Origin of the sequence: Vibrio navarrensis (assembly GCF_015767675.1) — a bacterium.
GTDB lineage: Bacteria > Pseudomonadota > Gammaproteobacteria > Enterobacterales > Vibrionaceae > Vibrio.
On record NZ_CP065217.1, the window covers coordinates 1,278,832 to 1,294,028 of the forward strand.

Consider the following 15,197-nt stretch of genomic DNA (forward strand, 5'->3'; position numbering starts at 1 on the left):
GCTCCTTTTTTATTAATATTCATCAAGTTGTTATTATAAAGTTAACTGTCACCATCGACAGTGCTACTGGGTGATTTTTAGCGAGAATTTTTCCATGATTCGCCCGATGACGAAGTGCGGAGAGCTTACATTGCGGATTTATTTCCCGTATAATTGCCGCCCCCGATTCCGAGCTTCGGGTAGATAACTAAGTCTGGTCTATGCTTGGTAAGACTACGACGTCTGAGAAGACGACACATAGGTAGATAAATGAACGAAAAATTACAGAAAGTTTTAGCGCGAGCCGGTCACGGTTCACGTCGCGAATTGGAAGCATTAATCAAATCAGGACGTGTAAGTGTAAACGGTGTTGTTGCGAAACTGGGTGAGCGACTGGAAGACGAAAATGCGGTTGTGCGCATCGATGGTCATGTTGTGTCGGTTAAGGCACAAGAGGAAGTGATCTGTCGAGTGCTGGCGTATTACAAGCCGGAAGGTGAACTCTGTACCCGCCACGACCCAGAAGGTCGTCGTACTGTATTTGATCGTCTACCTAAGATCCGAGGTTCACGTTGGATTTCTGTTGGTCGATTGGACGCGAACACATCCGGTCTGCTGTTGTTCACCACCGACGGTGAACTGGCAAACCGTTTGATGCACCCAAGCCGTCAAGTTGAGCGTGAATACCTAGTTCGAGTGTTTGGTGAAGTGAACGAGCACAAAGTACGCAACTTAGTTAATGGTGTACAACTAGAAGATGGCCTCGCTCGCTTTGAAGACGTTGTCTATACGGGCGGTGAGGGGATGAACCACACCTTCTATGTGGTGATTAACGAAGGTCGTAATCGTGAAGTTCGTCGTTTGTGGGAATCACAAGATTGTACGGTAAGCCGTCTGAAACGCGTGCGCTACGGTGACATCTATCTGGATAAGAAATTGCCTCGCGGTGGTTGGATGGAGCTGGAACTGAAAGACGTCAACTACCTGCGCGAACTGGTTGAACTGCGCCCAGAAAAAGAGACGATGATTGAACTGAACAGCTCATCGCGTAAACGTGACCGTGCCCGCAGCCAAAAAATCCGTCGTGCGGTGAAGCGTCATGAAGAGCGAGTGAGTACGCCAAAAGGTCGCAGCAATAATCCGTCACGTCGCAAGCCCGCGACTAACAAAACAAGTACTGCAAACACGCCAAACGCACGTCCATCTCGCAGCAATACTCAGCGCTAAGTGCTTAAAAGTGATAGCAAAATAGATAGTAAAAAGGCTTGCCAGTGGCAAGCCTTTTTTATCGCGGTTAATCGCGTTTCCACCGAATGTGGCAGAATTTCTGATCGGGATCTCGGCTAATCAGCATTCTGGCGAACACATCGTCCAAGACATCGTTCTCTTCGTTGACTAAACCGATAAGCACTTCTGCGTAGATTTCGTCATCGACATCAAAGCCAACGTGGGAAGGCCAATCGCTCGCGACATCAACCAGCTCAGCCGCACCACGATCATCGAATTGCGCGGTGAACAAGATCACGTCAGCAGGCTCCAAGTTATCTGCAGCCATCTCTAGAAAGATATCGTACGCGGCATCAATCGCATCGTCGTAAGAAATCAGATCCGTCATGCTTACGCTCGGCTCATGTATTTGCGTTCTGCGGTGTTGATGATCACACGATCACCCGTCGCAATGTACTCTGGCACCTGTACAATAAGGCCAGTACTAAGACGAGCAGGTTTGGTACGAGCAGAGGCAGAAGCGCCCTTGATCGATGGGTCGGTCTCTTCAATAACCAACTCAACAGAAGAAGGCAGCTCTATGCCTACCGCGTCGCCGTTGACGAGGATTACGTGGATGCCTTGAGTTTCTTCGTTGATGAACAGCAGATCGTCTTCAATGTCAGCGTGTTTGAACACATACTGAGAGTAGTCGACGTTGTCCATGAAGATGTAGTCATCGCCATCGATGTAAGAGAAAGAAACCGCGTGTTTGTTCATTTCAACGGTTTCTACCACGTCGTCTGACTTGTAACGCTCTTCTACGCGAGCACCAGTTGTTAGGTCTGTACAACGCATTTTATAGATTTTTGAACCGCCACGGCCACCAGGGGTTGTCACTTCAATATCTTTAACTAGAAGAGTCTTACCGTTAGATTCGATTGCAAAACCTTTCTTAATTTCACTTGCCTTTGGCATATCTGTTCCTATTGCGTTTTTTAAGAGTTACTCAAAATCGCTGAATTATATACTCAACTCCTGCTAACTTGCGAGTACCAAGAAAAATTACTTCATCACACGGTTTTCGCTCTTAATCGCGCTTAGCTTTGGCGACGTTGTATTGCGCTTGATTCCGTGGGCTAACTGGGCGAAGATTGCCTAAACATCATAATTATCAAGAATCTAAACTGGTTATGACCTTACCTGTAATCGATCCAAAAACACCTTTTCAACCTGAATTTCAACCAGTTATCAATGATGTATTGATGTGTCTCAAAGGTGGTCTCGGAGAAAATCTGCACAGTGTTTATGTTTACGGCAGTGTGGCACGCAAAACAGCCATCGCAGGTTTGTCTAACTTGGATCTTGTGGTAGTGACTCACCGCCCATTTACGGCAAGTCGTGCCACGGTTCTCAATACCCTAAAATGGCGTGTGCAAAAGGGCTTTCCTCAAGTGATCGGCGTGGCGGTAAAAACTGCCGAGGTGAAAGACATTGCGTCACTTGATAGCCTGTTCACTTGGGGGTTTATGCTTAAACACTGCTGTGTCTGCGTTTATGGCAATGATTTAGCGGAGTGTTTTGGCGAGTATGTTCCGAGTTGGGAAATTGCCAAGCACTGGAACATGGACGTGGAAGATTGGCTGGCGGTCTATCGCAATAAAATTGTCCGTGCCAATACGTCTGAATTGCTGGTGATAAATCAGAAAATCATCGCCAAGAAGCTGCTGCGAGCCAGTTATTCGTTGATCATGCATAAAGACCAACAATGGTTTGATGATCCGATCGAGTGTGGAAAACACTTTGTGCAATATCATCCAGAAAAATCGGTTGAGATCCGTCGTCTGACGATTTTGCTGTCTGGCAAACTCATAGAAAAGCGTTCGGTGATTGGTTTGTTAGACAGTTTTGGCGATTGGCTTGTGAAGCACTATCAGAAAACTGAATTTAAAATCGGCTAATTGATCGCATTGTCACTAGAGTCGATACCGAATCATCCTGCTTGTGCTAACTTTAATTGGTAAAAGACAATTTTCAGGTGAGCATATGGATAAGCAAGCGGCTGCGCCATTGTATTGGCTCGGATCTGGTTTGAAAAAACGGCTTAAGTCGCTCTCACTATCCTTATTGGCGGTTAGAGAGGGAATGATTTGGCTGATCCCATGCCTGATGCTTTCTGCGTTTGCGCTTTTTTTTGCCAGCATTGGTGAGTTTTTCAGTGGAGGGAGGAGCTGGTGGATAGCCACCCTTTACGACATTCATAACGCTATCGCGACTTTTTTCCCCTACTTGATGACCGCGGCAATTTCTTACGTATTGGCGATGCAATGGAAACTTGCTCGTCCACCTATGGCGTTGTTATCCATGTTGTTTCTTTTGATTGTCAGCCAAATTGTGCCCGAAGAGCGCACGATGCAAATGTTTCATATCGTCATTGCCATTATTACTCCACTTTATGCTGTGCCGATCTTAGCCCGTTTGCAACATGTGCCACAATTGCGCATTACCTCTTCTGAAAGTGGCGGCAAGTTGGTCAAAGAGTCATTGAATTTGGTGTTTCCAGCCTTACTCACGGCCGCAATTGTGCTCACAATCAACTACCTGCTCTTTAGCTTGCTGAGCCTGACTGTCGCTTTTCAGCAGATCGGCCTAGATTACGCCAATGAACCGTATCAATTTGGTATGCTGTTCAGTGCGCTCAACTCAGGGCTGTGGTTTTTAGGGATCCATGGCTATTACTCTTTGCTACCGATGGTGGACCTGCTTCAGCAAGCCAGCCAACTCAACTATTCCACCTTTGTGGCTGGTGGGGAAGGCCAATACATGATGAACCTGTCTCTGATGGGGACGTTCGTTTTTATTGGTGGCAGTGGAGCGACACTCTCGCTGGTGGTGGCACTGTTACTGTTTTCTAAGCAAAAAAGTCACCGATTGATCGCCTTGGCATCGATCCCAATAGGGCTCATTAATGTCAATGAAATCTTGCTCTTTGGTCTGCCAATTATCTTGAACCCTAGGCTGTTTTTGCCCTTTTTGATCACGCCAGTGGTGAATGTGGTTGTTAGCATGCTTGCGGTGGAAAGTGGTTTTATTGCCGTTCCGAGTGCAAGTGTCCCTTTTAATGCCCCTATTCTTGTCAATGCGTGGTTAGCCACATCGGGAGATCTCAATGGGATTCTACTGCAACTGTTGAATATTCTGCTTGGTGTAGCGATTTATTACCCAGCAGTGCGAAGTCTGAATCGCTTGTATAGTAATCAGGCGATCAAAATTCATTTCCTCGATACGGTGTATGTACGCCGCCAAGAAGAAGCGGAAACGCTTAAAGAGGATCCCATTGCCACCGCCAATGACAGAGCGCGTCGTGACCGAGAAATCGAGAAAAAATTGGAACACATTGGCAGTAAAGAATTTTGCGTAGAGTACCAACCGCAAGTGTCGGCAGAAAATGGTCGCGTGGTTGGTTGTGAAGCCCTAATTCGAGCAACAGAGCCCGATGGCACATTGATTTATCCTGGTGCTTTTCTTCCTTGGCTCGAGGTGGCGGGGTTAATGAAAGAGGTGGATTTATGGGTGCTAAAAAAGGTGGTTTCCGATGTTCAGCAGTGGAATCGCAGTGAAATATACATCCCAGTCAGCATTAATATTACCCCTGATTTTTTGGTTGATCAGGAGTACATGGAAAAGTTGGAGTACATCATTGCGCCTGTGGCGTCACAAGTCCATATCGAGATCACAGAAGAAACGCTGTTGGTTGACGAGCAAATGCTGGCAATCTCGTTCAACCGCTTGCATCAGTTAGGCGTGGAAATATCGATAGACGACTTTGGTACCGGATTTTCATCGCTCTCTTATCTCAATCGCTTTGACGTTGATGCGATAAAGATTGACCGTTCGTTTGTTTTAGCGCTTGGTAATGAGAAGGGTAAGAAAGTCTTTATGAGTTTGCTGTCGGTCGCCGAGCAGCTCAAGTTAAAAGTCGTGGTGGAAGGGGTTGAATCGAAACAGCAGTTAGGCCACATTCCGATCCGCGATCATATTTCGGTGCAAGGATGGTACTATAGCCGCTCCCTGCAATACGTTGATTTTATTCACTACTGCAAAAAAGCGAACAATATCAAAAGCCTATAGACGTTGCTGACTAGAATAGCCCTAGTTGTGGCGCTGCGAGTTGGTCAAAATCCATGTCGATAAACGGGAGAATCGCATTTGCCACCGGTTTCAACTGTTTGTCGATATAATGCTGATAATCAATGGTGCTTGAGCGGTAATCTCTTGGCTCTGGGCCGTTGACCGTGATCAGATACTCAATCAACCCCTTGTTCTGGTACTGCAAAGGGCGGCCTAAACGGGCGTTCATCTCATCGGCAAGACGTGCTGCTCGAACTTGCGGTGGCACATTCTTTTGATATTCGTGTAATTTACGTCTTAACCGTTTTTGATAGACTAAATCGCAGTCAAAATCGCCATTTTGTGTTTGTTCTACGGTGTGGCGAACGTAGTCCGTCGGGTCTTCGCCATGAAATATCATCATGTAGAGCTGCTGCTGGAACTTTTGTGCTAGTGGCGTCCAGTCGGTTCGCGCACTCTCTAGCCCTTTGAATACAATGCTTTCGTTTTCTCTTTCACCGATCAGCCCTGCGTAGCGCTTTTTCGAGCCCGTTTCCGCGCCCCGAATGGTTGGCATGAGAAACTTGCGATAATGGGTTTCATATTCCAGCTCCAAAATCGAAGTGAGGTTGAATTCTTGCTGAAGATGTCGTTTCCACCACTGATTGATGTCCCGCACCAGCGATTGGCCAATCGCATCCGCTTGTTGTTGGCTATAAGCGCCATTGAGTGAAACAAAAGTAGAATCGGTATCGCCGTAAATCACCTGATAACCTTTTGCCTCAATCAACTTGCTGGTCTGTTTCATGATCTCGTGACCGCGCATGGTAATGCTAGACGCAAGCCGCGTATCAAAGAAGCGGCAACCCGAGGAGCCGAGCACACCATAAAAGGAGTTCATGATGATTTTAATCGCTTGGGAGAACGCCTTCTCATTGTTCTTTTTCGCTACATCACGAGCGGCCCAAAGTTGTTCGATCATCTCGGGCAAAAAATGTTGGCTACGATGAAATTGCCCCCCGCGAAAACCGGGTACGGCTTGATGTGCCTCTTTACCCATCTCGAGTTGTAAACCTTCGATAAGGCCGAGAGGATCAATGAGAAAGGAGCGGATGATGGATGGGTATAGGCTTTTAAAATCGAGCACCAGCACCGAATCATACAATCCGGGAAGCGAATCCATCACATACCCGCCAGGGCTAGCTACCCAATTCTCTGGTTGAAGGTTCGGGGCAATATAACCAGCGCGATGCAGTCGTGGCAAATACAAATTGGTAAATGCGGCCACCGAGCCGCCGACTCGATCCAGTTCCACGCCAGTAAGACGGGAGCGTTCGATGGCAAACTCAAGCAAGTGAGTGTGGGCAAAAATGCGATTCACCAAAACACAGTCTTGTAAGTTGTACTTGGCGAGCGAAGGCTTGTCTTCGCGAAACATGGTGTTGATTTCCGCCATGCGATCGTGAACATTGTGGATGGCTTTGCCTTCACCAAGCAGCTCTTGGGAAACGGATTCTAAAGACCAAGAACGGAAATGGTAGGTGGCCGTTTTGAGTGTATCGATGCCGTCTAGCACCACCCGACCGGGAATGGTGATGAAACTCTGCTGACTTTGCGTTGAAGAGCGAAAAAAACTGCTTTGGTTGCCGCGGCCCAAGGTGAGCTTTAGCTTGTGCCATTCAGCCCGTTTGTGCAGTAAACGAAAGTCAAAATCAATCACGTTCCAACCGATGATGACATCCGGATCGAACTGTTCAAACCAGCGAATTAGCCGCTCTAGCAACTGCTTCTCGTCATCTACCCACTCAATGGGCGTGTGTGAATCTTGAGCTTGGCCAATCATGATGACTCGGCTATCCATTGGACTGTCGAGGCCGATAGAGTAGAGGATGCCTTTTTCTGAACATTCAATATCCAGCGACACTACCGAAAGTGTTGGCACATAGTCGCCTTTGCGGCATTTGGCCTGTTTGACGCGAACAAACTTCTCCTGTGACTGGGGCTTGCCGACAAACTCCACCGATCCTTGAATGAAACGCTCCATCAGAAATCGGTCTGCGAGACGAACATCGGCCTCTAGCACGAGGATGTCGTGTTGTTGCAGCCAAGCTGCGAGGCTAGTTGACTCTTTTATGGTGGCACAATAGCAGGCAGCCACAGGGTGGTACTCAAAGTTTTTCAGTGGTAGAGGAGTAAGCTGCGCGTGATGCCCGCCCTCCAGAAGCAAGTTTTCGATACGAGGCAGATCACTTTGCAGCACAAAGAACACCGGTTTTTCGCCTTCGATCAGCAGTTGGTGAGGGCCATGTGGCGTGCTCAGCCACAACTCAAGTTGAGTTGTGGCAAATTTATCGCGAGATTGGCGTGTTAGAACGAACCCAGGTGTGGTGGTCAAAATATCTGCCTGTAGATGCTATTGCTCTGCTGATGTTAGCAAAGTCTACAAAAGGTTCAGAACTTTATCGTCAGATAAGCCGTGATTGATGGATAATTGAACATTTACTCTATGATAAACATGATGTAGGTAAAATTACTGAGTATTGGTCATAACTAACAGTCTCCTTTTTAAAACAAAATTGGTAGAGTGACTCGCTATATTCGCGTCTGCATTGAATAAGTCCTTGCTAAAGTTTGCGATTAGGCACATATTCTTAGCAGGCATTTCTGAGGAAATGCGGTAGTATAGGCAAGCGTACTGATATCCACATTTATTGTGGGTGCAGAGCCATTGAATAGTGTGGAGATACAAGTTTGATCAATGTTTTCCTTGTAGATGATCACGAGCTGGTTCGCACAGGGATACGACGTATTATTGAAGACGTCCGTGGAATGAACGTAGCAGGAGAAGCTGATAGCGGTGAGAATGCAGTAAAATGGTGTCGCACGAATCATGCTGATGTCGTTTTAATGGATATGAACATGCCTGGGATTGGCGGCTTGGAAGCGACCAAGAAAATCCTGCGTGTTAATCCGGATGTAAAAATCATCGTCTTGACTGTTCATACGGAAAATCCGTTTCCAACTAAAGTGATGCAAGCCGGGGCCTCTGGCTATTTAACAAAAGGGGCTGGTCCGGATGAAATGGTCAATGCAATCCGCATTGTGAATAGCGGACAGCGTTATATTTCTCCGGAAATCGCACAGCAAATGGCATTGAGCCAGTTTTCGCCAGCGTCTGAAAATCCGTTTAAAGATTTATCAGAGCGTGAACTGCAAATCATGATGATGATCACTAAGGGGCAAAAAGTCACCGACATCTCTGAGCAGTTGAACCTCAGCCCGAAAACGGTCAACAGCTATCGCTACCGTTTGTTTAACAAACTGGATATTAATGGTGACGTTGAATTGACGCACCTTGCCATCCGTCATGGAATGCTGGATACCGAGACTCTCTAGTTGTGACCCTTCCTTTCGACTCGGTATCTTTCCTTAAGACAGTGACTCATCAGCCCGGCGTTTATCGAATGTATAACGCCGGCGCTGTGGTGATTTACGTCGGTAAAGCCAAAGATCTTAAAAAACGCCTCTCGAGTTATTTTCGTAAGAAAGTCGACAGTGAGAAAACGCGCGCGTTGGTCAGTAATATTGCTAAGATTGACGTCACGGTCACGCATACAGAGACAGAAGCGCTGATCCTTGAGCACAACTACATCAAGCAATACTTACCTAAATACAACGTGTTGCTGCGTGATGACAAGTCCTATCCTTATATCTATGTGAGTGGTCACAAACATCCTCGAGTTTCTCTGCATCGTGGTGCGAAAAAACGTAAAGGTGAATATTTTGGACCGTATCCTGACTCCGGAGCGGTAAGAGAAACGCTGCATCTATTGCAGAAAATTTTCCCGGTGCGTCAGTGTGAAGATACGGTTTATGCTAACCGTACTCGACCATGTCTGATGTATCAGATCGGCCGCTGTGCAGGGCCTTGCGTGAGCAGTGTGATTTCCGATCAAGAGTACGCTGACCTGGTGAATTATCTTCGCCTGTTTTTGCAAGGCAAAGATAATCAAGTACTTGAACTGCTGGTTAGCAAGATGGAAGACGCCAGTGTGGCACTGCGCTTTGAAGATGCTGCTCGTTTTCGCGACCAGATCCAAGCTATTCGTCGAGTGCAAGAGCAGCAATATGTCTCTGAAGACAGTATGGATGATATGGATGTCCTGGGTTTTGCCCAAGAAAATGGCATAGCTTGTATCCATATTTTGATGATTCGGCAGGGTAAAGTGCTGGGAAGTCGCAGCCATTTCCCGAAAATTCCACAAAACACCACAGCGCAAGAGGTATTTGATAGCTTCTTAAGCCAGTACTACCTTAGCCACAATGAAGCGCGAACCGTTCCGACGCGCATTATTCTCAATAAGGATCTGGCGGTGGATGTGGCGGCTATTCAGGAAGCGCTCAGTCAGGTTGCCGGGCGTAAAGTCACTTTTCATGCCAATCCAACTGGGGCGCGTAGCCGTTATCTAAAACTGGCTAATACCAATGCGCTGACTGCTATTACCACGCAAATCAATCACAAGATGACCATCAACCAGCGTTTCAAAGCACTGCGCGAAGTTTTGGGTAAAGAAACCATCCAAAGAATGGAGTGTTTTGACATTTCGCATACCATGGGGGAAAGCACCATCGCGTCGTGCGTGGTCTTCAACACCGAAGGGCCCGTCAAGCAAGAGTACCGCCGTTACAATATTAGCGGGATTACTGGTGGCGATGACTATGCCGCGATGGGGCAGGCTTTAGAGCGGCGTTATTCGAAACAACTCGACGTGGAAAAAATCCCTGATGTGATCTTTATCGACGGTGGTAAGGGACAACTAAATCGTGCGCGTGAGATCATTGAACAGTATTGGGGCGATTGGCCCAAACGACCAGAAATGATAGGAATAGCGAAAGGCGTGACACGTAAACCGGGTTTAGAGACCTTAATTACCGTGTCAGGTGAGGAGTTTAACTTGCCAAGTGATGCGCCAGCTTTGCATTTGATTCAGCATATTCGTGATGAAAGTCATAACCATGCGATTGCGGGCCATAGAGCTAAGCGAGGAAAGACGCGTAAAACCAGTGCACTAGAGGGCATTGAAGGAGTTGGACCTAAACGACGCCAAGCATTACTGAAGTATATGGGCGGTTTACAAGAGCTTAAACGAGCCACTGTTGAAGAAATCGCCAAAGTTCCGGGGATTAGCCATTCTTTAGCAGAAATTATCTATCAAGCATTGAAACAATAGTGAAAATCCAGCACCATTAACGCGCAAAGTGTAAGAGAATAATAATATGCGTCTAAATATCCCTAACCTCCTGTCATTAATGAGATTATTTCTCATTCCGGTGTTCGTGGTTGTATTCTATCTTCCTTATTCATGGGCACCGTTTGCGGCAGCGATGGTCTTCTGGGTGGCGGGCTTTACCGATTGGCTCGATGGCATGCTGGCGAGAAAATTGGGCCAAACGTCTCGATTCGGTGCATTTATCGATCCGGTCGCAGACAAAGTGTTAGTCGCGACGGCGCTTATCCTTATCACTGAGCATTATCATACAATTTGGGTGACGATTCCGGCAGTCACGATGATTGCACGTGAAATTATTATTTCTGCCTTACGTGAGTGGATGGCGGAGATTGGCAAGAGGGCAAGTGTTGCTGTCTCTTGGATCGGCAAAGTGAAAACACTGTCACAGATGTTTGCCCTGTGGGTGTTGATTTGGCGCTATGATGACTGGATGATTTGGCTTGGTTATGCAGCGCTTTATATTGCGACATTCTTAACTTACTGGTCGATGGTGCAATACCTGATGGCGGCCAAAGATGACTTACTGAGTGAAGAGAATCACTGAATTTAAGAAAACGGGCGAAAGCCCGTTTTTTATATTTGAAAATAGCCATTCTGGCCCGTTTAAAGCACATTTGTGGTGAAGTCAAAAGCTCATTTTTAAAGACTAACTGCCTTTAAAATAAGCAATTTGCTGTGTTTCGCACACTTTCTGCTCAAACGATTCAAAAAAATAAAAATAGTGTTGACTCAGTGAGATGATTGCGTAGAATGCATCCCGTACCCAAGAGGGAGTTACCTCTTAAGGTTTGAAGGCGCGTTGGCAGAGTGGCTATGCAGCGGATTGCAAATCCGTGGACCTCGGTTCGACTCCGGGACGCGCCTCCATTTGCGACACTAGCTCAGTTGGTAGAGCGCAACCTTGCCAAGGTTGAGGTCACGAGTTCGAACCTCGTGTGTCGCTCCAAATTAAAAGATACGGCGAAAGCGGTATTTATAGATGGTGTCTCCATCGCAAAGATTTGCGTGCCCTGGTGGTGAAATCGGTAGACACAAGGGATTTAAAATCCCTCGACTTTCGAGTCGTGCCGGTTCAAGTCCGGCCCGGGGCACCATTAAAAGACAATATGCGACACTAGCTCAGTTGGTAGAGCGCAACCTTGCCAAGGTTGAGGTCACGAGTTCGAACCTCGTGTGTCGCTCCAAACATTGAACCCAGCAGAAATGCTGGGTTTTTTGTTTGTCTGTTTTCTTCGATTTATCTCTTCTGAAACATTAACTTGTCGACGGAAGCGGAAATTTGTTGGCAAAAAGGATTGCCTGTTGCTTTCTTATTATGATAAATTCGCGCGCAATCTCGGGCAGTAGTCCTGGGGGATACGCGTAGTGACCATTCAGGCTGATTGGGAAACTACGTAGGGTAGGTATCGGCAAAGCCTTTTGTCGATAGACGGGATACTAATGTTGCTTAAGCAGCGGCATGTAAATGGGAAACCCAACGTTGAACTTTTTTAATAATCTCACATTAATCAGCTTCATACTTCCTAAATGCCCTGTATTGCAAAACAGAAGCATTACCGAGCCTTGATTTTTAACACCGACATTTACCATTCGTCGTAATGGTCGCTATTCCGTACCCGTCTTTTTAGACCCAATCGGAAGGCTTGGTCATGTCCCAATCTCGTACTAAAAAGTTACACAGTGCGCAGGGGGCGAGAATCATTTTTTGTTTCAAGGGAAAATGTATGAGCACCGCCTTTGAAGTCGATACTAACGCTATCGCTACAATTTTTTCTTCCCAGGTTCCGATTGTTGAAGGAACTTACGATTTAACTCCGGATCAAGTACTGCTTGATCAAGCCGCGCACGAGTCTGAAGTTCGTTCATACCCTCGTCGTATCCCAATAGCGATTAAGCAAGCATTCGGCTGTTTAGTTGAGGATACTCGTGGTCAGATCTTTCTTGACTGTCTGGCGGGTGCGGGCACTTTGGCGCTGGGTTACAACCATCCAGAAATTAATCAAGCGCTAAAAGAGCAGTTGGACTCGGGTCTGCCATACCAAACACTGGATATCGCGACGACCGCAAAAACCAACTTTATCAAAACAGTAAAAAGTTTCTTGCCACAAGAGCTAGGTGATAACTGTGTCATTCAATTCTGTGGCCCGTCTGGTGCTGATGCCGTCGAAGCGGCTATCAAACTGGCGAAGCAGACGACAGGTCGCAACACCATGTTTGCTTTCCGTGGTGCTTACCACGGTATGACCAACGGCACAATGGGCATGATGGGTAACCTGAATACCAAAGCCCGCCGTACTGGTCTGATGTCTGATGTTCACTTTATGCCTTTCCCTTACAGCCTGCGCTGCCCGTTTGGTTTGGGTGGTGATGAGGGAGCGAAAGCAAGCATTCGTTATATTGAGCGTCTTCTCAATGATGATGAAGCGGGCATCATGAAGCCTGCAGCCATCATCGTTGAGCCGGTTCAAGGCGAAGGCGGTGTGATCCCTGCACCTGCATTTTGGCTGCGTGAACTACGCCGTCTCTGTGATGAACACGGCATGCTATTGATTTTCGATGAAATTCAATGCGGCGTGGGTAAGTCTGGCTACAATTTTGCGTTTGAAGAAGCTGGCATTGTGCCAGATGTTCTGTGCCTTTCTAAAGCAATTGGCGGCGGTCTGCCGATGTCTTTGCTGGTTATTAACAAGCAGCACGATACCTGGCGTCCTGGCGAGCACACGGGCACCTTCCGTGGTAACCAGCTCGCGATGGTTTCTGGCGCGAAAGCACTGGAAATCATTACTCGTGATAATCTGGTTGAACATGCCAACGTGGCGGGTCAATACCTGCGTCACGGCCTAGAGAAAATCCAACAACGTGTGAACTGTATCGCTGAGGTTCGCGGTAAAGGCTTGATGCTAGGTGTGGAAATTCGCAAGCCAGGCAGCGAACTCAACAAATTTGGTGAGCCTGTTTCGGATGGCAAGCTGACACTGGCGATTCAGCGTGCGGCGCTGGAGCGCGGCCTGATGGTTGAAAAAGGCGGTCGTGACGGCTCTGTGATTCGTTTCCTTCCACCGTTGATCATTTCTTTCGAGCAGATCGATTTTGCCCTGCGCGTGCTGGAAGAAGCGATTCTTGCTGCGGGCGGCGAACGTGTTGAAGCAGAGCAGAACCCAGAGTGGAAAAAACACTTCATCCACACTGGTGTCAATGGCAGCAAAGAGTTCGCCTCTGTGATGAACCACACCACAGAAGCAATGAAGTCGGTGTTTGAACAAGTCAGCGCCCCTTACTCAGGAATGGATCCGAAAGCACTTGAGCAAGCGATCTATGCCGTTGATCTAGACAACAAAAACGCTTCATTGAAAGCGGTGATTGACGAAACGGCGGAGCTGGTGGCGAAAAACTCGATTTTCACTCAGCATCCAGACTGTATCGCACACTTACACACGCCTCCTTTGATGCCAGCAGTGGCTGCTGAGAGCATGATTGCGGCGCTAAACCAATCCATGGACTCTTGGGATCAATCGTCTTCGGCAACGTATGTTGAGCAGAAAGTGATTGATTGGCTATGTGACAAATATGAGCTAGGCGAGAAGGCCGACGGCATCTTTACCAGTGGCGGTACGCAAAGTAACCAAATGGGTCTGATGTTGGCGCGCGACTGGATTGCCAACAAGCTGAGCAACCACTCCATCCAAAAGCTTGGCTTACCTGAGTATGCCGATAAACTGCGTATCGTTTGTTCGAAGAAATCGCACTTCACGGTACAAAAATCCGCTTCTTGGATGGGCCTAGGTGAAAAAGCAGTCCTGACCGTTGATGCACATCCAAACGGTACTATGGATGTCAGCAAGCTAGCTGAGGCGGTTGAACAAGCCAAAGCAGAAGGATTGATCCCATTTGCGGTGGTTGGTACGGCAGGTACCACCGACCACGGTGCTATTGACGATCTTAATGCGATTGCTGACGTGGCAGAGCTGCACGACATGTGGATGCACGTCGATGGCGCTTACGGTGGTGCGCTGATCCTCAGCAGCCAGAAACCGCGTCTAAAAGGCGTGGAGCGTGCGCAATCAGTGAGCGTGGATTTCCACAAATTGTTCTATCAAACAATTAGTTGTGGTGCGTTGTTGGTTAATGATAAGCAAAACTTCACTTTCTTGCTTCATCATGCCGACTACCTCAACCGCGAACATGATGAGTTGCCAAACTTGGTTGACAAATCAGTGGCAACAACAAAACGCTTTGATGCATTGAAAGTCTTTATGACTATGCAGAGCGTCGGTCCGAAAGCACTGGGTGCAATGTACGACCACATTCTAGCTCAGACACTGGAAGTGGCTGATCTAGTTCGTCACCATGAAGGCTTTGAGTTACTGGCAGAACCTTCGCTGTCCACCGTTCTATTCCGTGCAACCAACGGAACGGATCTGGATGAACTGAATAAAACGCTAAGACTGGAAGCATTGACTCGTGGTGTAGCGGTCCTGGGTGAAACGATTGTAGATGGTAAGACTGCTCTGAAGTTTACGATTCTTAACCCATGTCTGAAGATTTCAGATTTTGAAGCTTTACTATCTAAAATCAACACTCTAGCGGAAGAGCTAGCGCAATAAAGGTAAC

Annotated in this window: 10 protein-coding genes and 4 tRNA genes; 11 read left to right on the top strand and 3 right to left on the bottom strand. The window is 47.3% G+C overall.

The annotated features are described in order from the left end of the window. Positions 1–249: 249 nt before the first annotated feature. Complete coding sequence (gene rluB, locus I3X05_RS05790) at positions 250–1,206, top strand: 23S rRNA pseudouridine(2605) synthase RluB (RefSeq protein ID WP_045568857.1); 957 nt, start codon at positions 250–252, stop codon at positions 1,204–1,206. Positions 1,207–1,273: 67 nt separating this feature from the next. Here the strand turns inward: rluB and I3X05_RS05795 are convergent, their stop codons facing one another. Continuing rightward, on the bottom strand, positions 1,274–1,594 hold the full coding sequence (locus tag I3X05_RS05795; RefSeq protein WP_045568856.1) for an HI1450 family dsDNA-mimic protein: 321 nt from the start codon (positions 1,592–1,594) through the stop codon (positions 1,274–1,276). A gap of 2 nt (positions 1,595–1,596) precedes the next feature. Next, the gene (gene yeiP, locus I3X05_RS05800; RefSeq protein WP_045568855.1) at positions 1,597–2,163 is read right to left on the bottom strand and encodes an elongation factor P-like protein EfpL; all 567 of its coding nucleotides are present in this window, start codon (positions 2,161–2,163) and stop codon (positions 1,597–1,599) included. Between the two features lie 215 nt (positions 2,164–2,378). Here yeiP and I3X05_RS05805 point away from each other — a divergent pair, with 215 nt between their 5' ends. Next, positions 2,379–3,146 carry a nucleotidyltransferase gene (locus I3X05_RS05805; RefSeq protein ID WP_045568854.1) on the top strand — a complete coding sequence of 256 codons (768 nt, stop codon included), beginning with the start codon at positions 2,379–2,381 and terminating at the stop codon, positions 3,144–3,146. Positions 3,147–3,231: 85 nt separating this feature from the next. Next, a complete protein-coding gene (locus I3X05_RS05810; protein WP_045568853.1) occupies positions 3,232–5,316 on the top strand; it encodes an EAL domain-containing protein in 2,085 nt (694 codons plus the stop codon). Between the two features lie 10 nt (positions 5,317–5,326). Here I3X05_RS05810 and I3X05_RS05815 read toward each other — a convergent pair whose 3' ends face one another. Further along, the gene (locus tag I3X05_RS05815) at positions 5,327–7,690 is read right to left on the bottom strand and encodes a DNA polymerase II (RefSeq protein ID WP_337971005.1); all 2,364 of its coding nucleotides are present in this window, start codon (positions 7,688–7,690) and stop codon (positions 5,327–5,329) included. Positions 7,691–8,046: 356 nt separating this feature from the next. Here I3X05_RS05815 and uvrY point away from each other — a divergent pair, with 356 nt between their 5' ends. From uvrY to I3X05_RS05855, 8 genes are all read left to right on the top strand, one after another. Beyond that, positions 8,047–8,691 (top strand): UvrY/SirA/GacA family response regulator transcription factor, encoded by a 645-nt coding sequence (gene uvrY, locus I3X05_RS05820; protein WP_039425820.1) that lies wholly within the window; start codon positions 8,047–8,049, stop codon positions 8,689–8,691. A gap of 2 nt (positions 8,692–8,693) precedes the next feature. After that, positions 8,694–10,526, top strand: a complete 1,833-nt coding sequence (gene uvrC, locus I3X05_RS05825) for an excinuclease ABC subunit UvrC (RefSeq protein WP_337971006.1) — start codon at positions 8,694–8,696, stop codon at positions 10,524–10,526. Positions 10,527–10,572: 46 nt separating this feature from the next. Further along, positions 10,573–11,130: a CDP-diacylglycerol--glycerol-3-phosphate 3-phosphatidyltransferase gene (gene pgsA / locus I3X05_RS05830; RefSeq protein ID WP_039434394.1), complete on the top strand. Its 558-nt coding sequence runs from the start codon at positions 10,573–10,575 to the stop codon at positions 11,128–11,130. Positions 11,131–11,379: 249 nt separating this feature from the next. Beyond that, positions 11,380–11,453, top strand: a tRNA-Cys gene (locus I3X05_RS05835). A gap of 3 nt (positions 11,454–11,456) precedes the next feature. Next, positions 11,457–11,532 (top strand) — tRNA-Gly (locus I3X05_RS05840). Positions 11,533–11,593: 61 nt separating this feature from the next. After that, positions 11,594–11,680 (top strand) — tRNA-Leu (locus I3X05_RS05845). 14 nt (positions 11,681–11,694) lie between these two features. Further along, a tRNA-Gly gene (locus I3X05_RS05850) sits at positions 11,695–11,770 on the top strand. A 540-nt stretch (positions 11,771–12,310) separates the two neighbouring features. Then, entirely contained in the window at positions 12,311–15,190 is a 2,880-nt protein-coding gene (locus I3X05_RS05855) for a pyridoxal phosphate-dependent class III aminotransferase (protein WP_045568850.1), read from the top strand. Positions 15,191–15,197 lie beyond the last annotated feature (7 nt).

Bases quoted from the DNA above. Each gene is read 5' to 3' on its own strand.
- pgsA (WP_039434394.1), top strand. From the start codon at position 10,573: ATGCGTCTAAATATCCCTAACCTCCTGTCATTAATGAGATTATTTCTC.
- I3X05_RS05855 (WP_045568850.1), top strand. From the start codon at position 12,311: ATGAGCACCGCCTTTGAAGTCGATACTAACGCTATCGCTACAATTTTT.
- rluB (WP_045568857.1), top strand. From the start codon at position 250: ATGAACGAAAAATTACAGAAAGTTTTAGCGCGAGCCGGTCACGGTTCA.
- I3X05_RS05795 (WP_045568856.1), bottom strand. From the start codon at position 1,594: ATGACGGATCTGATTTCTTACGACGATGCGATTGATGCCGCGTACGAT.
- I3X05_RS05805 (WP_045568854.1), top strand. From the start codon at position 2,379: ATGACCTTACCTGTAATCGATCCAAAAACACCTTTTCAACCTGAATTT.
- yeiP (WP_045568855.1), bottom strand. From the start codon at position 2,163: ATGCCAAAGGCAAGTGAAATTAAGAAAGGTTTTGCAATCGAATCTAAC.
- I3X05_RS05810 (WP_045568853.1), top strand. From the start codon at position 3,232: ATGGATAAGCAAGCGGCTGCGCCATTGTATTGGCTCGGATCTGGTTTG.